This window comes from Sphingopyxis sp. LARHCG72 (assembly GCF_052871675.1).
This window is the reverse complement of the sequence record NZ_JBIXJU010000012.1, coordinates 48,245-71,879: the sequence shown is the minus strand read 5'-3', so window position 1 is coordinate 71,879 and position 23,635 is coordinate 48,245. Positions and strand designations below refer to the sequence as shown.

The window sequence follows — 23,635 nt, the reverse complement described above, 5'->3', positions numbered from 1 at the left end:
CTTTAGCCGTCCGGCGGCGGCTTGGCAAAGCCCTGCGCGTCCTGCCGCGCCTGTTGCGCGAAAGACACACTCTGGCGCGGATTCGGCGCGTTGCGCAATTTTCGTTTGTGCGTCGCAACAAAATCGGCAACTTCGAACGCGTTCGTCGTCACAAGCCCGTACGAAGAGGCGTGGACGCGCACGGCAGGCCGGGACGATCCGTTTTTTCGAATAGGGGGATCACCCATGAAGTTTCTTACCAAGGCATGCTTCAGCGTGCTGCTCGCCGCGTCGGCCATGTCGACGCCCGCCTTCGCCCAGGAAGAAGAAGCACCCAGCGGCCCGTTCACGCTTTCGGGCGGCATCGCGGTGACGTCGGACTATCGCTTCCGCGGCATTTCGCTGTCGAACGAAAAGGTCGCCGTGCAGCCGACGCTGACCGTCAGCCACGAAAGCGGCCTCTATGCCGGCGTCTGGGGCTCGACGCTTCCCGACAGCCCCGCCTATGGCAAGTTCGAACTCGACATCTATGGCGGTTTCGCCACCGAAATCGCCTCGGGCACGACCGCCGACATCGGCGTCACCTATTATACCTATCCCGGCAGCGAGGATGGCGGCGCCCCGACCGACTATTTCGAAGGCATCGGCAAGCTGTCGCACGACATCGGTCCGGTCTCGATCACCGGCATGGTCGCTTATGCGCCCAAGCAGAACTCGCTGGGCGACGACGACAATATCTACCTGAACCTCGGTGCAGGCTTCGGCATTCCCAACTCGCCGGTCACGCTGACCGCGGGCGTCGGTTATAACGACGGTTCGCTCGGCCTCGTGTCGCCCGACGGCAAATATATGGATTGGTCGCTCGGCGCGTCTTTCTCCGCCAGCTTCGCGACCTTCTCGGTCCAATATATCGACACCGACGTCAAAAAGACGGGCATCAAGGCGCTCGACACGCTTTACGATCCAACCGTGGTCTTTACGCTGGGCGCATCATTCTGATCGCCTAGCGGGTCAGCGACCACGCGCTAAGGGGGCGGCTTCGGGGGAGGCCGCCCCCTTTTTCGTGCGCAAAAGGGCTACGAATACGCTTCGCCGCAACGCGCTTGACCGCATCGGTGAAGCGTGCAATTTCATAGACGAGTTGAAGCAGCGGAGTTTGATCCCCCATGACCGAGGCCTCTCAAAGCGTTTCCGTTCCTCCCGTCCCGTCCGCGCGAAGCGAGCGAAGTCCCGGCGTCAAGCTGGTCATCGCGGTGCTGATCGCTGTCGCGCTGATGGTCCCCCTCCTGATGATCTACGGCCTGCTCTGGGATCGCCAGCAGCAGGCCGAAACCGCGCAGGCGTCGATCGGGCAGGGCTGGGGCGGGCAACAGACGATCGGCGGACCCGTGATCGTCATCCCGTACCGCGCCACCGAAACGACGACCGTGCAGGAAAATGGCAAGGATGTGACGCGGACCGTCAACACGATCCGCAACCTCTATCTCTCGCCGCAATCGAACCGCGCCGACGTCGTCATCAAGCCCGAAAAGCGCAAGAAGGCGATCTATGAGACCGTCGTCTACGAAAGCCAGATCGCGGGGAGCGCCGAGTTCGTGCTGCCCGCCGATATCGCGCGCTATGGCGTGACGCGCGAGGCGCTGATGCTCGACCGCGCCGAGGTACGCCTCGGCATCAGCGACGCGCGCGGGCTGGTGGATGGCAACAGCCTGTCGGTCGACGGCACCCCGCTCGCGCTTCAACCGGGCAAGGGGCTGCTCTCGACGGGCAATTCGGGCACCTTCGCCTTTGTCGACTGGAGCGCCGCGGCGCCGATGAAGGTCGATTACAGGATCGGGGTGCGCGGGCTCGGCGACTTCAAGCTGATCCCGCGCGGGGTCGATACGCGCTGGACGGTGAAGTCGAGCTGGCCGAACCCGAGCTTCGGCGGCGACTTCCTACCCGCGAAGCGCGAGGTGAAGGGCAGCGGCTTTACCGCAACCTATGCGATCCCGAACCTTGCATTGGGGCAGGCGCAGGTGCTCACCGGCGACCTGTCGCCGCCGGTTGCGACCAATTATGGCCGGCGCGACGCTTATACCGACGTGGCCGTCGAGGTCGCGGCGGCACCCGATGGCAGCACGGGCGAGGCATCGGGCGGCACCGCCAAGGCGGTTGCGATCAGCCTGATCGAGCCTGTCGACCTCTACAGCCAGGTCGATCGCAGCATCAAATATGGCTTCCTGTTCATCGGCTTCACCTTCGTCGCCTTCCTGATGTTCGACATCATCGCGGGCGCGCGGGTGGCACCGGCCGAATATCTGCTGACCGGCATCGCGCTGGTGCTGTTCTTCGTGCTGTTGCTGGCGTTCGCCGAGGTGATCGGGTTCATGCCCGCCTATATGGTCGCATCGGCGGCGATTATCGGTTTGCTCACCTTCTATAGCGCGGCGGTGCTGAAAAGCTGGAAGCGCGCGCGTTTCCTCGCGGCGATGCTGATCGGGCTCTATGCCTTGCTCTACACGCTGCTCAACCTTGAAGCCTATGCGCTGCTCATCGGGTCGGTGCTGATGTTCTTCGCCCTCGCCGGGGTGATGTACATGACGCGCAACATCGACTGGGGCGGGATCGGCAAGAAGGATGAGGTTGCGGTGGCCTGAGTGTTCTCCGGCGAAAGCCGGGGCCCATGCTACCTTGCGCTACACCTCGTGGGCCCCGGCTTTCGCCGGGGTTCACATAATCTGGCTACCGCCAGCGGAGATTATGGGGGCCGAGATCCGCGAGGGTCTTGGCCCCCATCAATTTCATGCCCCTCTCCATCTCGGCGCGGAGCTGCGCGATTGCGCGCGCGACGCCATCTTCGCCCGCCGCGGCGAGCGCATAGAGATAGAGGCGGCCGCCCGAGCAGGCCTTGGCGCCGACCGACAAGGCTTTGAGCACATGTGTGCCGCGCGTGATGCCGCCGTCGCAGATGACCTCGACCCTGTCGCCGACCGCATCGACGATCTCGGCAAGCGCGTCGAACGGCGAAATGCTGCCGTCGAGCTGGCGCCCGCCATGGTTCGACACCATGATCGCGGTCGCGCCGATGTCGGCGGCGCGCTTCGCATCCTCGACCGCGACGATGCCCTTGAGGCAGAAGGGGCCGTCCCATTTCTTGCGGATCGCCTCGGCGCGTTTCCAGTCGAGGCTCTGGTCGAGCATCGAGGTGAAATATTCGGCGACCGATTTGGGGACGCTCGATCCTTCGGAGACATGTGTCGCGAGGTTCGGCAGGCTGAATTTTTCGCGGAGCATATAGTTGAGTCCCCAGCCGGGCTTGGCGGCGTAGCTCAGCATGTTGCCCGCGGTGAAGCGTGGCGGCGAGGTGAAGCCCGAGCGCAGGCAGCGTTCGCGATTGCCGCCGACGATCGTGTCCACCGTGAGCGCGACCGCGTCGAATTTCGCGTCGCGCGCGGCGTCGAGCATCGCCTGGTTGAGGCCCTCGTCGTGGTGGACATAGAGCTGGAACAGCTTGGGGCCGCTCGTCAGTGCCCCGGCCTCGGCGAGGCTGATCGTCGCGAGGCTCGATATGCCGGCGACGGTGCCCGCGTTCGCCGCGGCGCGGAGTACCGCGCGCTCGCCCTGCCAGTGGAAGAGTCGCTGGAGCGCGGTCGGCGAGAGGAAGAGCGGCATCGCGATCTCGCGGCCGAAGAGCGTCGTCTTCATGTCGACGCTTTCGACCCCGGCGAGCACGCGCGGGATCAGGTCGCAGTCGTCGAACGCCGCGCGGTTGCGGCGGCGCGTGACCTCGTCATCGGCGGCGCCGTCGATATAGTCGAACACCGGCCAGGGCAGGCGGCGCTTCGCGAGCGCGCGGAAGTCGTCGATATTGTGGCAGTCGGTCAGGCGCACTTTAATCCCCGTTGTACCCCTGCGAAGGCAGGGGTCCATCACCTGCCGCCGCGTAAAATTCCAGCATCGGAGATGGGCCCCTGCCTTCGCAGGGGCACAGACTCCTTAAAACACCGTCCGCGCCGCCACCGTGCCCTTGGTCGCGAAGCTGAAGCGCGGTTCGACCGCGAGGTTCGCGTCGAGGATATGCGCCGCGACGCGCTTGCCGACCGCGGGGCCGTTCTTGAAGCCGTGCCCCGATCCGCCGCCGACGAGCCAGACATGCTGCTGTCCGGGAAAGCGGTCGATCAGATAGTCGCCGTTCGAGCTATTCTCATATTGGCAGACGCGCCCGCCGATCAGCGGCGCCGAGGCGAGGGCGGGGAAGCGGCGCTGCATATAGGCGCGCGCTTCGGCGATGCCCGCGGGCGAAAGCTGGCGCTCCATCGTGTCGGGGTCGACCGTGGGGCCATGGACGTCGATCGCGATCTTGAACCCCGCGCCTTCGAGATCGGGGATGCCATAGACGATGCGGCCGTTGTTGAAGTCGGCCCAGACAGGCAGTTCGGGCGGCGCGAAGCGGCTGTCCCCCTGCGGCGCGCCGAAATGATAGACTTCCTGCCGCGTCGCGACGATCTTGTTCATCAATTGCTGCGGGAAGAGTTCGGCGATCCACGGGCCTGCGGCATAGACGAGATGATCGGCGGTGCCGCCGTCGGGGAGCGTGTGGCGCTTCGTCCGCTTCGAGAAGAGCGGCGCGGGCATGACGACGCGTTCGACCTCGATCTGCGCGTCGGCGATCAATTCCTGCACCCCGCGCGCGGCGATGAGCGCGCCCGCTTCGGTCTCGAGAATGCCGGTCTCGCCCTGATAGAATTGGATCTGGCGATATTTGTCCTGCAGCCAGCGGACGTCGCCATGCTCGTGGCGCACGCGGTTCGCTTGCAGCCATGCGAGCGACTGCGCGGTATAGGCATCGCCCTGCGGCGCGAACCAGAGCACGCCGGTGTTGTGGAAGATCGGTGCGCTCGCCGTGTCGGAGAGGTCCTTCCAGTATTTGAGCGAATCGCGCGCCATTTCCGAATAGATGGTGTCGGCACCATATCCCATGCGGATGACGCGGCTTTCGCCCCCCGACGACGCGCGTGCGTTGCCCGCGCCATAGGCGTCGAAGAGGCGCACCGACTTGCCCGCGCGGAGCAGGTGCCACGCGGTCCACGCGCCGAACACGCCCGCGCCGATGATCGCGACATCGACATGCTGGACCTTGGGTTTGGCGGGCTTGCGCTTCTTCGGCTTGCGTTCCTTGCGCTCGGCCGCAGTCGCGGCTGCCGCGACGGGCAGCGCGGCGAGGCCGGTGAGGAGCGCGCGGCGCGTCGGACTATCGGCCAACGGTCGCGCCCTCCTTCTTCTTGTAATAGCGATAGCCGCCGATCCATGTTTCGAGCGGGGTCATGCGGCGGATCTCGTCGGGGCTGGCGAGCATCGGGTCGGCATCGACGATCAGGAAGTCGGCGCGCATCCCGGGCATCAGCGTGCCGATGCGGTCCTCGGCAAAACCTGCAAAAGCCGCAGTGCGCGTGAAGCCGTCCAGCGCGGTTTCGCGGCTCACCGCTTCTTCGGGGCGCCAGCCGCCGAAGGGTTCGCCCTTCGCATCGGTGCGCGAGATCGCAGCGGCGATGCCGGGGAAGGGGTTTGCGCTTTCGACCGGCACGTCGGACCCGAAGGCGAGGCGTGCGCCCGCCTTTTCGAGGCTGCGCCAGGCATAGGCGCCCTTCAGTCGATCGGGGCCGAGGCGTGCTTCGGCCATCACGCGGTCGCTCGTCTGGTGGACGGGCTGCATCGAGGCGATGACCTTGAGCGTCGCGAAGCGCGGGATGTCGACGGGGTCGATGATCTGCGCATGTTCGATCCGCCAGCGGCGTTCGCCGGGGAGGTCGGCGGTGAGGTCGGTGATCGCGTCGAGCGCCTCGGCATTCGCCGCGTCGCCGATCGCGTGGATCGCGACCTGGAACTTGTCCATCGACGCGCGCACCATCTTGTTGCGGAGCTGCGCGGGGGTGAGCAGCGGCAGGCCCTTTTGCCCCGGGGCGTCGCTGTACGGCGCCTTCAGCCACGCGCCGCGCGACCCCAGCGCGCCGTCGAGATAAAGCTTCACCCCGACCATGCGCAGCCGGTCGTCGTAGAGCCATGGCGTCGGTTCGGACCCCGCGATGATCGCCATATTGTCGATGTCGCCGCCATAGGAGAGGATGCGCACCGAAAGCTGTTTCTTGTCGCCCGCGCGGCGAAACGCCTGCCAGTCGGCGATGCTGGTGCCCATGTCGGCGATCGCGGTGATCCCCTGTTCGAGCAATTTCTGCTGCGCGAGATACAGCGCGCGATCGAGATCGCGTGCGAGCGGTTTGGGCTTGGCGCTGTCGACAAGCCTCATCGCGGCGTCGACGAAGACCCCGCTCGGCTTGCCGCCCTCCATTTCGATGCGGCCACCCTCGGGCGACTTGCTGGCGGGGGTGATCTTTGCGGCGGCCATCGCGGCGCTGTTCGCCCAGCCGGCGTGGCCGTCGACGCGTTCGAGCCAGACGGGGCGGTTCGGGACTGCGGCGTCGAGATCGGCGGCGGTCGGGAAGCGGCCGAGGCCCCATTTCTCCTGATTCCACCCCGACCCGATGATCCACGGCATTTCGGGATTATCGGCGGCATATTTGCGGATCGCCGCCTGCGCCTCGGCAAGGCTGTTGGTGTTCGACAGGTCGAGCAGCATGAGCTGGAAGCCGAGCCCCATGACATGGCCGTGCGCGTCGATCAGGCCGGGGATCAATGTGCGACCCTTGCCGTCTTCCTTGAAGTCGGGGCGCTCGGGGCGCTTGTCCTTGCGGTCGAGCAGTTGCTTTACCTTGCCCTGCGTATCGATGACGAGGCCGGTGAAGCGGACGAGCTTGCCGTCCTTGTCGAGCGTGATGCCGTTGACGTTGTCGACGAGCGTGTCGGCGTGCGCGGGGGCGGCGAGGGTCAGCGCCAGCGCGGTGAGGATCAGGCGCTTCATTTCGGGAGCCTCGTCACGAGCGAACTGGTGTCCTTTCGCCCGCCGCCGGCCTTTTGCACATCGGCGTAGAATTGGTCGACGAGGCTGGCGACGGGCAAGGTCGCGCCGTTGACGCGCGCTTCGTCGAGCGCAAGGCCGAGGTCCTTGCGCATCCAGTCGACCGCGAAGCCGAAGTCGAACTCGTCCTTGGCCATCGTCCCCCAGCGGTTGAGCATCTGCCAGCTCGCCGCGGCACCGCCCGAGACGGCCTCGAACACCTTGTCGGTGTCGAGCTTCGACGCCTGTGCGAAACGGAGCGCCTCGGACAGGCCCTGAACGACCCCCGCGATCGCGATCTGGTTGACCATCTTGGTCGTCTGCCCGGCGCCGGGGCCGCCGATATGGACCATGCGCGCGGCATAGGCGTCCATCACGGGTGCCGCGGCCTCGAATGCCGCTTTCGTCCCGCCGCACATGATCGAGAGCGTGCCGTTCTGCGCGCCCGCCTCGCCGCCCGACACGGGGGCGTCGAGGCAGAGCAGGCCGAGCCCTTCGGCCTCGACCGAGAGCTGGCGCGCGATACGCGCCGAAACGGTGGTGTGGTCGACGAACAGCGCGCCCTTGCGCATCGCCTTGAACGCGCCGTCGCGACCGAGCGTGACCTGCGCGAGATCGTCGTCGTTGCCGACGCAGGCGAGGACGACGTCGGCGTCCCTAGCCGCTTCGGCCGGGGTCGCTGCCGCGGTGCCGCCATGCTGCGCGACCCAGGCGTCGGCCTTGGCGCGGGTGCGGTTATAGACGGTGAGGGCGTGCCCCGCCTTGACGAGGTGGCCCGCCATCGGTCCGCCCATGACGCCGGTACCGATGAAGCTGATGCGCAATTTTTGTTCGCTCATGCGCGGTCCATAGCATTGTTTGCTTCGCGCGCCAGATGGGCTAGGGCGCCTATCGTTATGACCGATCAACTCACCCTGACCTCCGCTGCCGATCTCCCGGCGATCACATTGGACGATGTGCGCGCGGCGGCCGGGCGAATTAACGGCGCGGTCGTGCGGACGCCGACCTTGCATTCGCAGACGCTCTCCGAGCTGGTCGGCGCCGAGGTGTGGCTGAAGTTCGAGAATCTGCAATTCACTGCGGCGTATAAGGAGCGCGGCGCCCTGAACGCGTTGCTCCTCCTCAGCGACGAGGCGAAGGCGCGCGGCGCGATCGCGGCGTCGGCGGGCAATCATGCGCAGGGCCTTGCCTATCATGGCAAAAGGCTGGGCGTGCCGGTGACGATCGTGATGCCGAGCACGACGCCGCAGGTGAAGGTATCGCAAACCGCGAGTCACGGCGCGACGATCGTGCTCCATGGCGAGACGTTCGACGATGCCTATGCGCATGCGCGCGTGCTCGAAAAGGAGCGCGGACTGACCTTCGTCCACCCCTTCGACCATCCGCATGTCGCGGCGGGGCAGGGCACGGTCGCGCTCGAAATGCTCGAGGATGTGCCCGAACTCGATACGCTGATCGTGCCGATCGGCGGCGGCGGGCTGCTTGCGGGCATGGGCACCGCGGCGCGCGGGATCAAGAACGACATGCGGCTGATCGGCGTGCAGGCCGAGCTTTATCCGTCGATGTACGCCGAGCTTAATGGCGTCGACATGGCGTGCGAGGGCGACACGCTGGCCGAGGGTATCGCGGTGAAGGAGCCGGGGGCCTATACGCGCAAGCTCGTCTCCGAACTCAACGACGATATCGTGCTGGTGGCGGAGCGCCACCTGGAACGCGCGGTCAGCCTGCTGCTCCAGATCGAAAAGACGGTGGTCGAGGGCGCGGGCGCCGCGGGACTCGCGGCGATGCTCGCGCATCCCGAGGAGTTCGCCGGGCGCAAGGTCGGGCTGGTGCTGACCGGTGGCAATATCGACACGCGCCTGCTCGCCAATGTGCTGCTGCGCGACCTCGCGCGCTCGGGGCGCATTGCGCGGCTGCGTATCCGCCTGCAGGACCGCCCGGGCGCGCTGTTCAAGGTGATGAAGCTGTTCGACGAGAAGCAGGTCAACATCATCGAAATCTATCACCAGCGCATCTTCACGACGCTGCCCGCCAAGGGGCTGATCACCGACATCGAGTGCGAGGCGCGCGACCGCGAGCATCTCGACAGCCTCGTCGCCTCGCTGCGCGACGCGGGTTATATGGTGACCACCGTCGAGCTCGCATGAGGGAGTTCACGCTCGAGTTCGTTGCGACGCCCGCGAGCATCGACGAGCTGGGGCATGTCAACAATGCGGTGTGGGTCCAGTGGATCCAGCAGGTTGCGACCGGGCATTGGGATGCGGCGGCGCCGCAGAGCCACAAGGACGCGTATATCTGGGTCGTGGTGCGGCACGAGATCGATTATCTGCGCGCGCTCGGCCCCGGCGAGACGGTGACCGCGCGGACGTGGGTCGCCGACAAGCCGCAGGGCGCGAAGTTCGACCGCTTCATGGAGTTCACCGGCGCCGATGGCAAAGTGCATGTCCGCGCGCGAACGGTGTGGGCGCTGCTCGATAAGGCGAGCGGGCGGCCGCTGCGCGTGACCGATGAGATTGTGGCGCCGTTCGCCGGCGACGCGCGATGAGCGGCGCGGCGGGGTGGCGGCCGATGGACGCCGCCGACCTGCCGATGGTCGTTCGCATTTCGGACGTGGTGCACGGCGATTTTACCGAGCCGCTGGAAACCTTCGCCGATCGCCTTGCGCATTATCCTGCCGGCTGCGCGATCCTCGAACGCGATGGCGAGGCTTTGGGCTATCTGATCAGCCATCCCTGGCCCCGCGACGCCGAGCCGCCGAAACTCGGCGCCGTGCTGGGGTCGATTCGGGCGTCGGACAGCTATTATCTGCACGACATCGCGCTGCTCCCCGCGGCACGCGGAACCGGCGCGGGGGCGACGGCCACCGCCTTCGTCGTGCGCCAGGCCGGCGCCGAAGGCTGCCGCGACGTGCGGCTGGTCGCGATTCAGGGCGCCGACAGCTATTGGCACGCGCAGGGGTTCGCCTATGTCGGGTCCGCGATCGAAGGCCCCTATGGACCGGGGTCGCACCTGATGCAGCGCGCCATCGACGCGATATGACCGCGCTGCTGATCCGCCCCGCCACCCAAGCCGACGCCGCCGCGATCTGGGCGATCATCGAACCGGTGATCCGCGCGGGCGAAACCTACACGCTCGATCGCGACATGTCGGAGAATGATGCGCTCGCTTACTGGTTCGGGGGGGACAGGGAGACATTCGTGGCCGAGGACGGCGGCGGCGTCCTCGGCACCTATTATCTGCGCGCGAATCAGGCGGGCGGCGGCAACCATGTGTGTAACGCCGGTTATATGACCGGCGCCGCGGCAACGGGACGCGGGGTTGCGCGGGCGATGTGCCTGCATTCGATCGAGCGTGCGAAGGCGCGCGGCTTTCGCGCGATGCAGTTCAACTTCGTCGTCAGTAGCAATGTCCGCGCGGTCGGGCTGTGGCAGTCGCTGGGGTTCGAGGTCGTCGGCCGCTTGCCGGGGGTGTTCGATCATCCGGCGGAGGGATTTGTCGATGCGCTGGTGATGGTCCGGACGCTCTGACTATTCCTTGATGCGTTCGGCCAGCGGCTTGTCGGCGAGCGCGTTCAGCGCCTTCAGTATCGCGCCATGAACGTCGCCGACCTCCTCGAAGAGTGTGCGATAAACGTCGCTTATCTTCGCGCTATAGTCGTCGATGCGGCGGAGCTGGTCGCGGCCGGCGTCGGTCAGCCGTAAAATCTTGCGCCGCGCGTCGGCGGGGTCGGGGTGCTGCGTGATGACGCCGAGGCGAAGCAGCGCCGGGCATTTCTGGACCACCAGCTGATGCGACTGGCCCAGCGCGCGCGCGAGCTCGGCCGCCGACGCTTCGCCCGCCGCGTCCAACGCGGTGAGCAGCGAGCAGGAGCGGACGGGGACGGTGATGCCGGCATCGTCGAACAGCGGCCGCGTCTGTTCCTCGATCCGCTGGCTCAGTGCTTCGCTGAGGCGGCCGAGGAACGAGATGTCGTCGAGGTCGGTGAAATCAGTCGAGGCGGGCATAAATTTGGGTTGTTCCGTCGCGGTCGATGCGTTCGAGAGCGGTGACCTTGCCGCCTTTGCGGACAATACGGAAGCGGAAGTCGCGCACGCCCTCGATCGCCAGCAAGTCGCCGCCGAGCGGTTCGAGCGCCAGGCGGAAGCGTTCGCGCCAAGTATAGAGCAATTTGCCGCCGACGAGGTCGATGCGCCGTCCTTCATAGCGGCCGGCGAGCGTCTTGAGTGCGGCGGCGGGCAGTTGCGGGCGCGCCGCAAGTTCGGGCGCGAGCCAGTCGGCGTCGGCGCGTTTGGCCGGATCGGTTTTGGCGAGCTCGGCGAGCGCGAGGCGATGCGCGACGGCGAGCGCGTCGGCGGAGGCAACCGGATGGTCGGGCGTGACGCCCTGACCCTCGAAATCGCCGCGGTCAACTGGATCGCGAATCTGGCCGATCGGCACCTGCAGGAAGAAGTCGGTGCCGACGGGCTTGCGATCGACCGGATGCGCGCCGCCCGCGGTGCGTTCGCCGACCAGCGTCGCGCGGCCCAGCTTTTTCAGCGTGTAGGCGAACCATTCGGCCGCCGAAAAGCTGGTCGAACCGGTGAGGACATAGACGGGTTTTCCGGTCAGGCGTTTCGCGGGCAGCGCGGGGAGTACCCACTGACCGCGTTCGACGCGGCGGCCGTCGAGATTATAATCATAATCGAAGAGTTCCTGGTCCTTGTCGCCGCGGAAGAGCTGGCTCGCGAGCAGCTGCGCCATCTCGAGGTGCCCGCCATTATTGTAGCGCATGTCGTAAATCACCGCGTCGCCATTCTCGATAAAGCGCATCGCGGCCGCGGCCGCGTCATAGGCGAGTTCGGGGTCGGCGAAATGCGTGAGGTCGAGATAGGCGATATTACCGTCGAGGTAGCGGAGGCCGGCAAAGCCGAAATTCTGTCGCGCTTCGCCCTGCCGATCGCTCTCGCGCAGCGCGGCGACGCGCGCGGGGTCCTGCCGCGCGGCATAGTCGGCGACCCACGCCGGATCGACCCCGACGGCGAAATGCAGGTCGTTGCTCGCCTCGATCAGATCGTCGGTCAGCTCGCTTGCGAGTTTGTGCCGGTCGGTCGCGGCATCATAATCGCCGGCGTCGAGGTGGCGGCGCAGCGTCGCGGCGATGGTCCTGGCCTTGTCGGCAAACACATAGTTCGCCTCCAGCGTCTGGCCGAGCTGCTCGACCACGGCGCGTTTTTCGGCGGCGGTGAACGGGGCTTCGTCGGTCGCCGCGACGGTCGCCAGCCATGCGGTCGTGGCGGTCAGAAGGACGGTCCAGCGCTTGTTGTTCATCGATTTTCCTGCCTGTCATGCGATTCGTACAATATATTGCGCAATATGTTGTATTTATCGATGATGCAAGCGATTGCGGCGGATCGGAGGAACGCGAATGGCGGAACCATCTCCGCGCCGTACGGGTTTTCGGGGGCGGCAGGCGGGGCGTGAGAGAGGAGTGAAACGCATGGAAACGCAATTGCTGCACCGCGGCCGCCTGATCGACCATATCCAGCTCGTCGTCGCCGACCTGAAGGCGAGCCGCACATTCTATGGCGCGATCTTCGAAGTGCTCGATGTGCCGATCGGCGGCGAGGAGGCCGATTATTTCTGGGCGGACGAATTGTTCGTGTCGACCGCCGACAGCGCCGCGGCGCTCGGCAAGCTCACCGGCCGGCACCATCTGGCGTTCCAGGCGGTGGACCGTGCCGCGGTCGATACCTTCTATACGGCGGGCCTCGCGGCGGGCGGGCGCGACAATGGCGCACCGGGCGAGCGTCCCTATCATCCCGGCTATTACGCCGCCTTCCTGCTCGATCCCGACGGCAACAACATCGAGGCGGTCTATCATGGCGAGCATGACCGCAGCGCGCCGTCGGTGGAGATCCGCTTTTAAGGGCGCGGGCGCCGCGGGGTCAGCTGTCGAGAAAAGCGGCGACCGCGTCGAGGCCATAGGCTTCGGTGACGAAGCTCTGCCCGATACCGCGCGTCAGGATCAGCGGCAGCTTGCCGCCGCGCACCTTCTTGTCGTGCGCCATATGGCCGGCCAGCGTCGCGCCGTCGCTGTTGACGCCCGCGCTGGCGAGGCTGTGCGGCAGGTCGACGCTCGCGAGATGATCGCGCACGCGCGCGGCGTCGTCGGCGGAGCAGAGCCCGTTCGCGGCCGAGAACTGATGCGCGAGCACCATGCCCGCGGCGACCGCCTCGCCGTGGAGCAGGCGGTCCGAATAGCCGGTTTCGGCCTCCAGCGCATGGCCGAAGCTGTGGCCGAGATTGAGCAGGGCGCGGATATCCTGCGTCTCGCGCTCGTCGGCGGCGACGATGCGCGCCTTGGCGGCGACGCTGTGCGCAATCGCGCGGTGCCGTGCTTCGCTGTCGCCGGCGAGCAATGCCGCGCCATTCGCTTCGCACCAGCCGAAGAAGCCGGCGTCGTCGATCAGCCCATATTTGACGACTTCGGCATAGCCCGCGCCAAGTTCGCGGCGCGGCAGCGTTTCGAGCGTCGTCGGATCGATCACGACGAGCGCGGGCTGGTGGAAGGCGCCAATCAGATTCTTGCCTGCGGGCACGTTGATCGCGGTCTTGCCGCCGACGCTGCTGTCGACCTGTGCGAGGAGGGTGGTCGGGACCTGGATGAAGTGGCAGCCGCGTTTGACGATGCTGCACGCGAAACCGACAAGGTCGCCGATCACGCCGCCGCCGAGCGCGATGACATGGTCGCCGCGCTCGACGCCTTCGCCGATCAGCCACTCCGTGAGGCGCGCGAGGCCGGCCCAGCTTTTGGTGCCTTCGCCGGGTTCGAGCACGAAGGAGGAAAAGGAGATATTCTCCATCGCGAGCGAGGTGCCGAGCGGGGTCAGATAATGTTCGGCGACATGGGTGTCGGTGACGATCATCGTGCGCGGCCGCTTCAGCAGCGGTGCGACATGCTCCCCGATGTCGCGGATCAGCCCGTCGCCGATCAGGATCGGGTAGCTGCGGCTGCCGAGGTCAACGGTCAGCTTTTCCATGTCGCTAATGCCTCCAGGATCGCGCGTACGGTGTGGTCGTGCGGCGTGCTTGCCGAACTGACGCGCAGATGCGCTTCGGCATAGATGGGATTGCGGACCGCCGCCAGTTCGCGAAGCACTTCGCCGGGGTCGCGGTTCTTGAGCAGCGGGCGGTGGCTGCGGCGGCCGACGCGTTCGACCAGCGTCGGAATGTCGGCGTCGAGCCAGATGCACAGGCTGTCCTGCAGGATCAGCGCGCGCGTCTCTTCATTGATGAAGGCGCCGCCGCCGGTCGCGAGCACCATCGGCTTGCCCGCGAGGAGGCGCGATATCACCCGGCGTTCGCCATCGCGGAAATGCGCTTCGCCGAAACGCGCAAAAATGTCGGAGATCGTCATGCCGGCGGCGCGTTCGATTTCGTCGTCGGCGTCGGCGAACCGCATTCCCAGCCGCTGTGCAAGGCGGCGGCCGATCGTCGATTTTCCCGACCCCATCAACCCGACGAGCACGACCGACCGGTCGCGGATCGACGCGGGGATGGCCGGAAGGGGGCTTTTCGGGTTTCGCGACATGGTGCGCGCGGCTATACCGACCATCCCGCGCGGGACAATGGTTTTGCGCGATACGGGACGAACGGTGGGCATGGGATATTGCGCGCGCGGAAGAGTTCGGGAAAAGGCTGGTCGATCATGCGATGGCCGATCGGACCCGAGATGATTGAGGTGGACGTGACCGACAGGATGGCCGAAAGCGCGACGCAATGAGGAAAATGACGTTATCGCTCGTGCTGGGCCTGTCGGGAACGGCGATGGCCGCCGCGCTGGTGCTGCCCGCGCTCGCGCAGGAATCGCTGTTGCCCGAAGGATTCGGCAACCCCGCCGAGACGCCCGCCCCGAAGTCCTCGCCGACGCCTTCGCCGACCCCGACGCCGGCGCCGGGGGCCACGCCGAAAAACGGCGCGACCCCGCCGCCCGTCGCCCCGACGCTTGGCACCACGACGACGACCGCGGCCCCGGCCGAAGAGGGCGAAGAGACCGAGGAAGGCGAAGAGGTCGCATCGGGCGGGCTGAAATATGACCTGCCGCCCGGCGCGCGCCGCCTGCTCACGCGTATCGGGCCACTGACCCCCGAAACGGGCGGGCTCGCGCCCGATGCCTTTGGCGTGCGCGGCCAATATGCCGCCGCGATCATGCGCAAGACAAACGGCCAGCTCGCGTCGCGCTGGGGACAGATATTGCTCCGCCGCGCGCTTGCGTCGGCGATCGATACGCCGGACACGATCAACGGCGCCGACCTTGCCGCCGACCGCGCGTCGCTGCTCCTCCGCATGGGCGAATCGACCACCGCGCGCCGGATCGTCCAGTCGGTCGATTACGACCGCGCGAGCCCGCGCCTCGTGGCTGCGGCGCAGCAGACCTATCTTGCGAATGCCGATCCGGCGGGCATGTGCCCCTATGTTCCCGCCGGCCTCGCGCACGGCGACGAACAGGCGTGGCGGCTGTCGGCGGCAATCTGTTCGGGCCTGTCGGGCGAAGCCGGGCCGGCGGGCTGGGCGATCGGCCGCGTGCGGTCGAGCGGGAAAATCTCGAACTTCGACATCTTGCTGGCCGAACGCGTACTTGGCGCGACGGGGGCGGGACGCCGCTCGACGACGATCGAGTGGACGAATATCGACCGGCTGACGAGTTGGCGCTTCGGCATGGCGACCGCGACAGCCATCCCGGTCCCCGAGACGCTGCGCGCCTCGGCGCCCTCCTATATGAAGGGCTGGACGGTGCTCGCGCCGATGACCGACATGGCGAACCGCGTCGCCGCGGCGCCCGAGGCGGCCGCGCGCGGCGTGCTGTCGAGCGAGGCCTATGTCTCGCTGCTCAGCGCCGCGGCGAGCGAGGAAGAACCCGCCGAAGCGCTGGCGGCGCAGACCGAACAGCTTCGCGGCGCGTTCCGTCTCGCGACCGGGGTCAACCGCTATGCCGCGATGGAGCGGATGTGGAGCGCGGGGGGCACGCCGAACCAGAGCTATGCCGCGATGGTCGCAACCGCGCGTGCCGCGGCGGCGCTGCCGCCGAGCACCGAGGTCGGCGACGATCCATGGCAGCTTCTGGGATCGATGTTGGCGGCAGGCTATGACGAGAATGCCATCGCGTGGGTGCCGACGGTTTCGGTCGGAAGCCGCGCGTGGGGCGTGCTTGCAGTCGGCTCCCCACGGCCGCTGACTGGCATGAGCGCGGGTGCGGTCGGGCAGTTCGCGGGCGACGACGACAGCGCCGATGCGCTGCGCTCGAAATTCCTGCTCGCGGGGCTTGCCGGCCTTGGCCGTCTCGATGCGGGTGCCGTCGCATCGGCGGCGAGCGACCTCGAAGTCGACCTCGGCAAGCAGACGCGCTGGTCGCGTGCGATCCTGGCGGCGGCCGAGCGGCGCGAGCCGGGCATGGTCGCGTTGCTTGCCGCAGCGGGGATGCAGGGCGAATGGTCGAAGGTGCCGCCTTATCATCTCTATTATATCGTGCGCGCGCTGCGCGAGGTCGGCCTGCCGTCCGAAGCGCGGATGATCGCCGCCGAAGCGCTGGTGCGTGTCTGAGGGTTTGATGTTGCGGTCAGACCATGTCTGACGGCGCCCTGATCGACCGTTTTCTGGAGATGATGGCGGCCGAGCGTGGTGCTTCGCGCAACACGCTCGTCGCCTATCGCCGCGATCTCGAACAGGCGGCGGATGGGGTGAAAGGCGCGCTCGGCGATGCCGATGCGGCGGCCTTGCGCAAGTTGATGGCCGATTACCGGTCGCTCGCCGCGAGCAGCGCGGCGCGCAAATTGTCGGCGCTGCGGCAGTTTTTCGCCTTCCTGCTCGACGAGGGCGACCGCGCCGACAATCCGGCGCTCGATATCGCGCGCCCCGCGACGCAGCGGCCGTTGCCGCGTATCCTGACCCATGCCGACGTCGAGCGATTGTTCGAGCAGGCGGGCGAAGAGGCGTCGGGCGAGGCGCCCCCGGCTGCCGCGGTGCGGATGCTGTTGTTGCTCGAATTGCTCTACGGATCGGGGCTGCGCGCGAGCGAACTCGTGTCGCTGCCGCGCCGCGCGATCGCGGGGACAAGCGAATATCTGATCGTCCGCGGCAAGGGCGACAAGGAACGGCTGGTACCCTTGTCGCAGCGCGCGCGCGAAGCGTTCGAGCGCTGGCTGCCGTTGGTCGCCGATGGATCGCCCTGGCTGTTCCCGTCGGGAAAGGCGCATGTGTCGCGCGTGCGGCTGTTCCAGATGCTGCGCGACCTTGCCGCCCGCGCGGGTGTCGATCCGGCCGGGGTCAGTCCGCACGTGCTGCGTCACGCTTTTGCCACCCATTTGCTGGAAGGCGGGGCGGATTTGCGCGCGCTGCAACTGATGCTGGGGCATGCCGACATCGCGACGACCGAAATCTACACGCATGTCGACAGCCGCCGCCTCGTCGAACTCGTCAACCGCCGCCACCCGCTCGCGCATATGGACGGCGTTGACGGCAAGGCGCCTTCGGCCTAGCGCTCTCCGCCATGACAGCCTTTCTGGACTTCGAAAAACAGGTCGCGGCGCTCGATCGCCAAATTGCCGAACTGCGCGAAATGGGTGACGATCCGTCGCTCAACATCGACAACGACATCGCGCGGCTCGAGGATAAATCCTCGAAATTGCTGCGCGAAATCTATGGCAAGCTGACGCCCTGGCAAAAGACGCAGGTCGCGCGCCACCCCGACCGGCCGCATTTCAAACATTATGTCGCGGGACTGTTCGACGACTGGATGCCGCTCGCCGGCGACCGCAATTTCGGTGACGATCAGGCGATATTGGGCGGGCTCGCGCGTTTTCGCGGCCGCCGGGTGATGGTGATCGGTCATGAAAAGGGCGACGATATCCCGTCGCGCATGAAGCATAATTTCGGGATGGCGAAGCCCGAAGGCTATCGCAAGGCGATCCGCCTGATGCAGCTGGCCGACCGGTTCGGCCTGCCCGTCGTGACGCTCGTCGACACCTCGGGCGCCTTTCCGGGAATCCAGGCCGAAGAACGCGGGCAGGCCGAGGCGATCGCGCGCTCGACCGAACAATGCCTTGCATTGGGCGTGCCGATGGTCGCTGCGGTCGTCGGCGAGGGCGGTTCGGGCGGCGCGATCGCGCTCGCCGCGGCGAACCGCGTGCTGATGTTCGAACATGCCGTCTATTCGGTGATTTCGCCCGAGGGTTGCGCGTCGATCCTGTGGCGCACGTCGGACAAGGCGGCCGATGCCGCCGCGGCGATGAAGATGTCGGCGCAGGACCTGTTGGGCCTCAAGGTCATCGACCGGATCGTCCCCGAACCCGTCGGCGGCGCACACCGCGCGCCCGACGTCGCAATCGCCTCGCTGGGCGACGCGATCGAGCAGGAGCTGGGGGCGCTGTCGGGCCTGCCGCGCGACACATTGCTCGCCGCGCGTGAAGAAAAATTCCTTGCGATGGGACGCGCTTAGGCGCGGTCCGGCCGGAACCCGATTGCGGGTTATGGCGTTCCTTTTTCGAAATCGACAGGCTGCGGTCCATCAGGCGGCTTGTCTTGTCGCGCGAGGGGAATATTCCTGAGCGAAGTATCGAGTGGGAGGCATAGATGAGCTGGAAGACCGGAAAAACATTGGCGGCAGCCCTGGCGATGGGCGGCATCGCCTTCACCGGCGCCGCCGACGCGCAGCTTAAAACGATCAAGACCCAGACCAATATCTCGCCCGCCGAACGCAAGCAGGGCAACGAGGCGCACCCGCAACTCCTCCAGGAATTCGGCGGTGCCTATGCCGGTCCGCAGGCATCCTATGTGAACCGCATCGGGCAGAATATCGCGGTCCAGTCGGGGCTGTCGCGGAGCCCGAGCGATTTCACCGTGACGCTGCTCAACTCGCCGGTGAACAACGCCTTCGCGATCCCCGGCGGCTATGTCTATGTCACGCGCCAGTTGATGGCGCTGATGAACGACGAGGCTGAACTGGCGGGCGTCCTCGGGCACGAAGTCGGCCATGTCGCGGCGCAGCACAGCAAGAAGCGCCAGTCGGCCGCGACCCGCAACCAGATCCTCGGCGTGCTCGGCGCGGTGCTGGGCGGCGCGATCGGCGACAATGGCGGCCTGCTCGGTGGTCTCGGCGGGCTGCTCCAGAATAATTCGATGCGCGTCGCGCAGCTTGCGACACTGGGCTTTTCGCGCAGTCAGGAACTGCAGGCCGACCAGCTCGGCGTGCAGTATCTGCGGAGCGCAGGCTATGACCCGCTTGCGCTGTCGACGATGCTGACGAGCCTTGCGAACCAGACGACGCTCGACGCGCGCCTAGCAGGCGGCGACGCGCGCTCGCTTCCCGAATGGGCGAGCACGCACCCCGATCCCGCGTCGCGCGTGCGCAATGCGGAGGCGCTGGCGAGCCGCGTCGGCGGCAGCGGCGGCAACCGCAATGCCGACGCCTTCCTCGCCTCGATCGACGGCGTGCTCTATGGCGACGATCCGGCGCAGGGCGTCGTCGAAGGGCGCGACTTCCTGCACCCCGACCTGCGGCTGCGCTTCACGGTGCCGAACGGTTACGGGATGCAGAACGGATCCGACGCGGTGCTGGTCAGCGGCAACGGCGGGCAGGCGCAATTTTCGACCGGGCCGTATAGCGGCGACATGAACGCCTATATCGCTGCGGCGTTCAAGGCGGTGGCGGGCAACGCGTCGATCAGCCCGGGCGCGATCCAGCGCACGACGGTGAACGGCATTCCGGCTTCCTACTCGACCGCGCGCGTGAACACCCAGTCGGGGCAGGTCGACGTCACAGTCTTTGCCTATGAATTCTCGCGCAGCAGCGCCTTCCACTTCATCACGCTGACGCAGGCGGGCGGCGGCGGCGTGTTCAATTCGATGTTCAACAGCGTCCGGCGCCTGAGCACGGCGGAGGCCGCGGCGATCAAGCCACGGCGGATCGATGTCGTGACCGTCGGCCGCGGCGACACCGTTGCGACGCTGGCGCGGCGGATGGCGTACAGCAATTACCAGGCCGAACGGTTCCAGGTGCTCAATCGCCTCACCGCGTCGAGCCGGCTGACTCCCGGGCAGAAGGTGAAGATCGTCGTCTATGCCAGCCGGTAAAATGTGACGGGCAAGCAAAAAGGGCGGTGGATCGCTCCACCGCCCTTCCTGTTTCGGTTACGCCCGAAGGCGAAGCCGTGACCTTACTTGTTCAGTTCGGTCGAGACTTCGTTGAACGTGTTGCTGACACCGTTGCCGACGGCGCCCATCGCGGTGATGCCGGCGACGGCGATCAGAGCGGCGATCAGGCCGTATTCGATGGCGGTGGCGGCTTTGGTGTCGCGAGCGAATTTCTTGATGAACTTCATGACTGGTCTCCTGATTTCACTTACCCTGTTGACGGTCTGGTCTGGGTCAACATCCGGGGGTTTAGGATGAATAGGTTTTGAAAATCTTAATGGGCACCGGTGATTGCTGGTCCGGCGGCGGTCCTGAAAAGGGACAGCCGCCGCAGAATTACATGTGTGTTTCGGCGGCTGTTGAGACCTTGTTCCACATGGTGTTCGTGGAATTGGCCACGTTGCCCACCGCGACGACGGCGGCCAGAAATACCAAGGCCAGTATCAGCCCGTATTCGACGGCTGTGGCGGCCCTGGTCGACCGCATCAGCCTGTAAAAGCTTCGCATTGTTCCACCCCTGACTAAAGCTATAGTTCCCGAGGGGTCCTCTATTCGCACAGGAAGGTTAACAATTTGTCCGTCTCCAGCCCCGGAAAACTGCCGAAAACGCCGCTGATCGTCGTCGCCGCGGCGCTTGTCGATCGCGACGGACGGCTGCTTGTCCAGCAGCGTCCCGAGGGCCTGGCGATGGCGGGGCTGTGGGAGTTCCCGGGCGGCAAGCTTGAGCCCGGCGAAACCCCCGAAGCGGCACTGATCCGCGAGCTTGACGAGGAGCTGGCGATCGACGTCGATCATGCCTGCCTCGCGCCCGCCTGTTTTGCCAGCGATACGCTGGGCGACAAGCATCTGTTGCTGCTGCTCTATGTGTGCCGCAAATGGCGCGGGACGCCGGTGGCGCAGCACGCGAGCGCGCTGCGCTGGGTGCGCCCCGTCGAGTTGCACGGACTCGCCATGCCGCCCGCCGACAAGCCGTTGATCGGCCTGCTCGAGGCGCTGATCTAGCCCTTTGGCTTCAGCGCCTCGGCAAGCGAGGCAGTGCCGCTGCCGCGCCGCGCCGGTTTGGGCTGGTCGGGATGCGGCGCCCATCCGCTGAAATAGACGATACGGAACGCCTCGCCGATGCGGCCGTCGGGATCGCCCTGTGCGGCGAAGGAAGCGGCGATCCGCGCCGCTTCCTCGCGCGTCAGCGGCGGGGGGGCGGGGGTGAGCCGGCTCGACAGGCCCGCGGCGCGCAGGTCGCGAACGAGCGCGAACCAGTCGCCATAGCGCACGGTCAGCGCCTCGACGTCGACGACGGGCAGGGTAAAGCCGACGCGCTGGAGCAAATTGCCCATCGCCGCGAGATCGATCTGCGGATGCAGCCGCGCGATCGAGCGCACCCCGTCGGCCATCACCGCTCGGCGCAGCCGCGGCAGGCTGCCGTCGCCGACAAAGGCGCCGAGGAGCAGCCCGTCGGGCGCGAGCAATGCGCGAAGGCGGACGAGCGCCCCCGGCACGTCGTTGACGCTGTCGAGCCCGCCGGGCCAGAGGATGAGGTCGAAACTGCCGAAGGGCAGGTCGATCGCGTCGGCCTCGACCGCGATGGCGCCGGTTTCGGCGGCGAGGGCGGGCGCGGCTTCGGCGATGGTGAGCGCGGTGCCGATCGAACGCAGATGCTCGGCGAGCGCCGCGTCATGCGCGCCGACGAGCAAGGTGCGCGGAAAGTCGCGCGTCACCATCGCGAGGCGGTCGAGCAGCGTTTCGGCAATGATCGGCGCAAGGAAATTGGCCGATGCGGGGAGGCGCGCCATGCGATCGCGCTGGGCGCGGTGGCGGGCGGAGGAGAAGAGCGGGCGGGGAGACTGCGACATGCGCCGCTTGTGCCGTCCCCGGCGATGCTTCACAAGCCGGTGATGGCGAGCGCGACGGGGGATGTCGAGGAAGCAGGCGCGGCGACCGGGAAATTGTCCGGCGGGCTGCGCGCGGCGGTGCGCGCGATCGTCGATTATGCGCTGCCCCCGCGCTGCCCCGGCTGCGGCGTCATCGTCGGCGAAGACCGCCAATTCTGCCTCGGCTGCTGGTCGTCGCTTCATTTCCTCGACGGGCCATGCTGTTCGCGCTGTTCGATCCCGTTACCCGCGGCCTTGCCCGGCGGCCCGGTCGCCTGCGGGGCGTGCCTCGCGAATCCCCCGCCGTTCGAAGGCGCGCCCGCCGCGGTCGCTTATGGCCGGGTCGCGCGCACCGTGGCGTTGCGGCTCAAATATGGACGGCGGACCGGACATGCGCGGCTGATGGCGCGGTTGATGGCGCGGCAGCTCGCAGCGCTGGGCGAAACCGGGTCCATGCTGCTGGTACCGGTGCCGCTGCACCGCTGGCGGCTGTGGTCGCGCGGGTTCAACCAGGCGGCGCTGGTCGCCGACGAACTCGCGCGGCTGACCGGTGCGGCGCGGGACCATCACCTGCTGTTGCGGGTCAAGGCGACGGCATCGCTGCGCGGCAAGGCGCGTCGCGAGCGCGAACGGATCGTCGCGGGCGCCTTCGCACTTGCCCCCGATGCGAAGGCGCGCGCGGCGGGGCGGCATCTGGTGCTGGTCGACGATGTCCACGCCAGCGGCGCGACGCTGCGCGCGGCGGCGCGGGCGCTGGGGCGGAGCGGCGCGGCGCGCGTGTCGGCGATCAGCTGGGCCCGCGTCGTTCCGGATGCGCTGATGACCGGCAACATATTTGACTTTGCTTCGTTGGATTCCGATATGACGGACGAAGAGATGACAGGATAGCCGCATGGCCAAGATCGAAGTGTTTACCAAATTCTTCTGCCCCTATTGCACGCGCGCGAAGGCGCTGCTCGATCGCAAGGGCGTGGAGTATCAGGAGATCGACCTGACGACGGATCGCGCCGGGTTCGACGCGATGGTCGCGCGCGCCGGCGGTGCGCGTACCGTCCCGCAGATATTCATCGACGGCAAGCATGTCGGCGGCAGCGATGATCTTGCGGCGCTCGACGCCCGCGGCGGGCTCGATCCCATGCTGGGGCTTGGCCGACCTTGATCGTTTTCGACCTTTGTTGTGCCGCCGGCGATCACCGTTTCGAAGCCTGGTTTGCGAGCAGCGACAGCTTTGCCGAACAGCAGGCGCGCGGGCTGATCAACTGTCCCGTGTGCGGCGACGATGCGGTTACGAAGGCCGTGATGGCGCCGCGGGTGGGCGCCAAGTCGAACCAGCAGCAGTCCGTTCAGGCCCCCGCGAAACCCGCCGCGGGCGACGAACCGTCACCCGAACTGGTGCGCCGGGTGCTGGCCGATATTGCCGCAAAACAGGCCGAAATGCTGCCGCAGTCGCGCTGGGTGGGCCGCGATTTTGCCGACGCGGCGCGGGCGATGCACGAAGGACGCGCGCCCGAGGACCTGATCCACGGCCAGGCTTCGCCCGACGAGGCGCAGGCACTGCGCGACGACGGGATTGCCGCGATGCCGCTGCTCGTGCCTATCGTTCCGCCCGAAACGGCGAATTGATCCCCGCCGATTGACGCTCGGCCCCCCGCGCCGCTACACGAACCGCGGCGCACCCGTAGCTCAG

General features: G+C 67.0%; 27 protein-coding genes. 16 read left to right on the top strand and 11 right to left on the bottom strand.

Annotated features, from left to right (window positions below; translation table 11 throughout):
- Positions 1 to 2 precede the first annotated feature (2 nt).
- Positions 3 to 227 (bottom strand): hypothetical protein, encoded by a 225-nt coding sequence (locus ACIPPQ_RS20545; protein WP_446545908.1) that lies wholly within the window; start codon positions 225 to 227, stop codon positions 3 to 5.
- Here ACIPPQ_RS20545 and ACIPPQ_RS20540 point away from each other — a divergent pair.
- Together ACIPPQ_RS20540 and creD are read left to right on the top strand one after the other, a co-directional pair.
- The gene (locus ACIPPQ_RS20540) at positions 226 to 978 is read left to right on the top strand and encodes a TorF family putative porin (RefSeq protein ID WP_446545907.1); all 753 of its coding nucleotides are present in this window, start codon (positions 226 to 228) and stop codon (positions 976 to 978) included. The two genes, ACIPPQ_RS20545 and ACIPPQ_RS20540, sit on opposite strands and share 2 nt — an antisense overlap.
- A gap of 167 nt (positions 979 to 1,145) precedes the next feature.
- On the top strand, positions 1,146 to 2,618 hold the full coding sequence (gene creD, locus ACIPPQ_RS20535) for a cell envelope integrity protein CreD (protein WP_446545906.1): 1,473 nt from the start codon (positions 1,146 to 1,148) through the stop codon (positions 2,616 to 2,618).
- 85 nt (positions 2,619 to 2,703) lie between these two features.
- On the opposite strand, the gene ACIPPQ_RS20530 is transcribed toward creD, so the two are convergent.
- From ACIPPQ_RS20530 to ACIPPQ_RS20515, 4 genes are all read right to left on the bottom strand, one after another.
- On the bottom strand, positions 2,704 to 3,852 hold the full coding sequence (locus ACIPPQ_RS20530; protein WP_446545905.1) for an alpha-hydroxy acid oxidase: 1,149 nt from the start codon (positions 3,850 to 3,852) through the stop codon (positions 2,704 to 2,706).
- Positions 3,853 to 3,957: 105 nt separating this feature from the next.
- Positions 3,958 to 5,223: an FAD-dependent oxidoreductase gene (locus ACIPPQ_RS20525; protein ID WP_446545904.1), complete on the bottom strand. Its 1,266-nt coding sequence runs from the start codon at positions 5,221 to 5,223 to the stop codon at positions 3,958 to 3,960.
- The gene (locus tag ACIPPQ_RS20520; RefSeq protein WP_446545903.1) at positions 5,213 to 6,877 is read right to left on the bottom strand and encodes an amidohydrolase; all 1,665 of its coding nucleotides are present in this window, start codon (positions 6,875 to 6,877) and stop codon (positions 5,213 to 5,215) included. Before ACIPPQ_RS20520 ends, ACIPPQ_RS20525 begins: the two co-directional genes overlap by 11 nt.
- Positions 6,874 to 7,752, bottom strand: coding sequence for an NAD(P)-dependent oxidoreductase (locus ACIPPQ_RS20515; RefSeq protein WP_446545902.1), 879 nt, complete (start codon positions 7,750 to 7,752; stop codon positions 6,874 to 6,876). The genes ACIPPQ_RS20520 and ACIPPQ_RS20515 overlap by 4 nt, the downstream gene beginning before the upstream one ends.
- A 57-nt stretch (positions 7,753 to 7,809) precedes the next feature.
- Here ACIPPQ_RS20515 and ACIPPQ_RS20510 point away from each other — a divergent pair, with 57 nt between their 5' ends.
- From ACIPPQ_RS20510 to ACIPPQ_RS20495, 4 genes are read left to right on the top strand one after another with little or no spacing between them, the layout of a single operon-like run.
- A complete protein-coding gene (locus tag ACIPPQ_RS20510; protein ID WP_446545901.1) occupies positions 7,810 to 9,060 on the top strand; it encodes a threonine ammonia-lyase in 1,251 nt (416 codons plus the stop codon).
- Positions 9,057 to 9,458, top strand: a complete 402-nt coding sequence (locus ACIPPQ_RS20505) for an acyl-CoA thioesterase (RefSeq protein WP_446545900.1) — start codon at positions 9,057 to 9,059, stop codon at positions 9,456 to 9,458. Before ACIPPQ_RS20510 ends, ACIPPQ_RS20505 begins: the two co-directional genes overlap by 4 nt.
- Positions 9,455 to 9,952 (top strand): GNAT family N-acetyltransferase, encoded by a 498-nt coding sequence (locus ACIPPQ_RS20500; RefSeq protein ID WP_446545899.1) that lies wholly within the window; start codon positions 9,455 to 9,457, stop codon positions 9,950 to 9,952. The genes ACIPPQ_RS20505 and ACIPPQ_RS20500 overlap by 4 nt, the downstream gene beginning before the upstream one ends.
- A complete protein-coding gene (locus ACIPPQ_RS20495) occupies positions 9,949 to 10,440 on the top strand; it encodes an N-acetyltransferase family protein (RefSeq protein WP_446545898.1) in 492 nt (163 codons plus the stop codon). Before ACIPPQ_RS20500 ends, ACIPPQ_RS20495 begins: the two co-directional genes overlap by 4 nt.
- Here ACIPPQ_RS20495 and ACIPPQ_RS20490 read toward each other — a convergent pair whose 3' ends face one another.
- The gene (locus ACIPPQ_RS20490; RefSeq protein ID WP_327451399.1) at positions 10,441 to 10,917 is read right to left on the bottom strand and encodes a MarR family winged helix-turn-helix transcriptional regulator; all 477 of its coding nucleotides are present in this window, start codon (positions 10,915 to 10,917) and stop codon (positions 10,441 to 10,443) included.
- On the bottom strand, positions 10,901 to 12,220 hold the full coding sequence (locus ACIPPQ_RS20485) for a S41 family peptidase (protein WP_446545897.1): 1,320 nt from the start codon (positions 12,218 to 12,220) through the stop codon (positions 10,901 to 10,903). Before ACIPPQ_RS20485 ends, ACIPPQ_RS20490 begins: the two co-directional genes overlap by 17 nt.
- A 169-nt stretch (positions 12,221 to 12,389) precedes the next feature.
- Here ACIPPQ_RS20485 and ACIPPQ_RS20480 point away from each other — a divergent pair, with 169 nt between their 5' ends.
- Positions 12,390 to 12,818 carry a VOC family protein gene (locus ACIPPQ_RS20480; RefSeq protein WP_446545896.1) on the top strand — a complete coding sequence of 143 codons (429 nt, stop codon included), beginning with the start codon at positions 12,390 to 12,392 and terminating at the stop codon, positions 12,816 to 12,818.
- Between the two features lie 19 nt (positions 12,819 to 12,837).
- Here ACIPPQ_RS20480 and aroB read toward each other — a convergent pair whose 3' ends face one another.
- Both aroB and ACIPPQ_RS20470 read right to left on the bottom strand, forming a co-directional pair.
- Positions 12,838 to 13,932 carry a 3-dehydroquinate synthase gene (gene aroB / locus ACIPPQ_RS20475; protein ID WP_446545895.1) on the bottom strand — a complete coding sequence of 365 codons (1,095 nt, stop codon included), beginning with the start codon at positions 13,930 to 13,932 and terminating at the stop codon, positions 12,838 to 12,840.
- Entirely contained in the window at positions 13,920 to 14,483 is a 564-nt protein-coding gene (locus tag ACIPPQ_RS20470) for a shikimate kinase (protein ID WP_446545946.1), read from the bottom strand. Before ACIPPQ_RS20470 ends, aroB begins: the two co-directional genes overlap by 13 nt.
- Positions 14,484 to 14,680: 197 nt before the next feature.
- On the opposite strand from ACIPPQ_RS20470, the gene ACIPPQ_RS20465 reads away from it, so the two are divergent.
- The 4 genes from ACIPPQ_RS20465 (at position 14,681) to ACIPPQ_RS20450 (ending at position 20,020) form a co-directional block, all read left to right on the top strand.
- Positions 14,681 to 16,492, top strand: a complete 1,812-nt coding sequence (locus ACIPPQ_RS20465) for a hypothetical protein (RefSeq protein WP_446545894.1) — start codon at positions 14,681 to 14,683, stop codon at positions 16,490 to 16,492.
- A gap of 23 nt (positions 16,493 to 16,515) precedes the next feature.
- Complete coding sequence (locus ACIPPQ_RS20460) at positions 16,516 to 17,427, top strand: tyrosine recombinase (protein ID WP_446545893.1); 912 nt, start codon at positions 16,516 to 16,518, stop codon at positions 17,425 to 17,427.
- An 11-nt stretch (positions 17,428 to 17,438) separates the two neighbouring features.
- A complete protein-coding gene (locus ACIPPQ_RS20455) occupies positions 17,439 to 18,386 on the top strand; it encodes an acetyl-CoA carboxylase carboxyltransferase subunit alpha (protein ID WP_446545892.1) in 948 nt (315 codons plus the stop codon).
- Positions 18,387 to 18,520: 134 nt separating this feature from the next.
- A complete protein-coding gene (locus tag ACIPPQ_RS20450; protein WP_446545891.1) occupies positions 18,521 to 20,020 on the top strand; it encodes a M48 family metalloprotease in 1,500 nt (499 codons plus the stop codon).
- Positions 20,021 to 20,103: 83 nt separating this feature from the next.
- Here ACIPPQ_RS20450 and ACIPPQ_RS20445 read toward each other — a convergent pair whose 3' ends face one another.
- Positions 20,104 to 20,268 (bottom strand): Flp family type IVb pilin, encoded by a 165-nt coding sequence (locus tag ACIPPQ_RS20445; protein WP_327451385.1) that lies wholly within the window; start codon positions 20,266 to 20,268, stop codon positions 20,104 to 20,106.
- 77 nt (positions 20,269 to 20,345) lie between these two features.
- Between ACIPPQ_RS20445 and ACIPPQ_RS20440 the strand changes: the two genes are divergently transcribed.
- Positions 20,346 to 20,576, top strand: a complete 231-nt coding sequence (locus ACIPPQ_RS20440; protein ID WP_446545890.1) for a hypothetical protein — start codon at positions 20,346 to 20,348, stop codon at positions 20,574 to 20,576.
- A 77-nt stretch (positions 20,577 to 20,653) separates the two neighbouring features.
- Complete coding sequence (locus ACIPPQ_RS20435; protein WP_446545889.1) at positions 20,654 to 21,082, top strand: (deoxy)nucleoside triphosphate pyrophosphohydrolase; 429 nt, start codon at positions 20,654 to 20,656, stop codon at positions 21,080 to 21,082.
- Here ACIPPQ_RS20435 and ACIPPQ_RS20430 read toward each other — a convergent pair.
- Positions 21,079 to 21,930 carry a methyltransferase domain-containing protein gene (locus ACIPPQ_RS20430; RefSeq protein ID WP_446545888.1) on the bottom strand — a complete coding sequence of 284 codons (852 nt, stop codon included), beginning with the start codon at positions 21,928 to 21,930 and terminating at the stop codon, positions 21,079 to 21,081. The genes ACIPPQ_RS20435 and ACIPPQ_RS20430 overlap by 4 nt on opposite strands.
- A 24-nt stretch (positions 21,931 to 21,954) precedes the next feature.
- Here ACIPPQ_RS20430 and ACIPPQ_RS20425 point away from each other — a divergent pair, with 24 nt between their 5' ends.
- The 3 genes from ACIPPQ_RS20425 to ACIPPQ_RS20415 are packed head-to-tail and all read left to right on the top strand — an operon-like array spanning position 21,955 to position 23,571.
- On the top strand, positions 21,955 to 22,836 hold the full coding sequence (locus ACIPPQ_RS20425; RefSeq protein WP_446545887.1) for a double zinc ribbon domain-containing protein: 882 nt from the start codon (positions 21,955 to 21,957) through the stop codon (positions 22,834 to 22,836).
- A gap of 4 nt (positions 22,837 to 22,840) precedes the next feature.
- The gene (grxC, locus tag ACIPPQ_RS20420) at positions 22,841 to 23,107 is read left to right on the top strand and encodes a glutaredoxin 3 (protein WP_446545886.1); all 267 of its coding nucleotides are present in this window, start codon (positions 22,841 to 22,843) and stop codon (positions 23,105 to 23,107) included.
- Positions 23,104 to 23,571: a DUF1178 family protein gene (locus ACIPPQ_RS20415; protein WP_446545885.1), complete on the top strand. Its 468-nt coding sequence runs from the start codon at positions 23,104 to 23,106 to the stop codon at positions 23,569 to 23,571. Before grxC ends, ACIPPQ_RS20415 begins: the two co-directional genes overlap by 4 nt.
- Positions 23,572 to 23,635 lie beyond the last annotated feature (64 nt).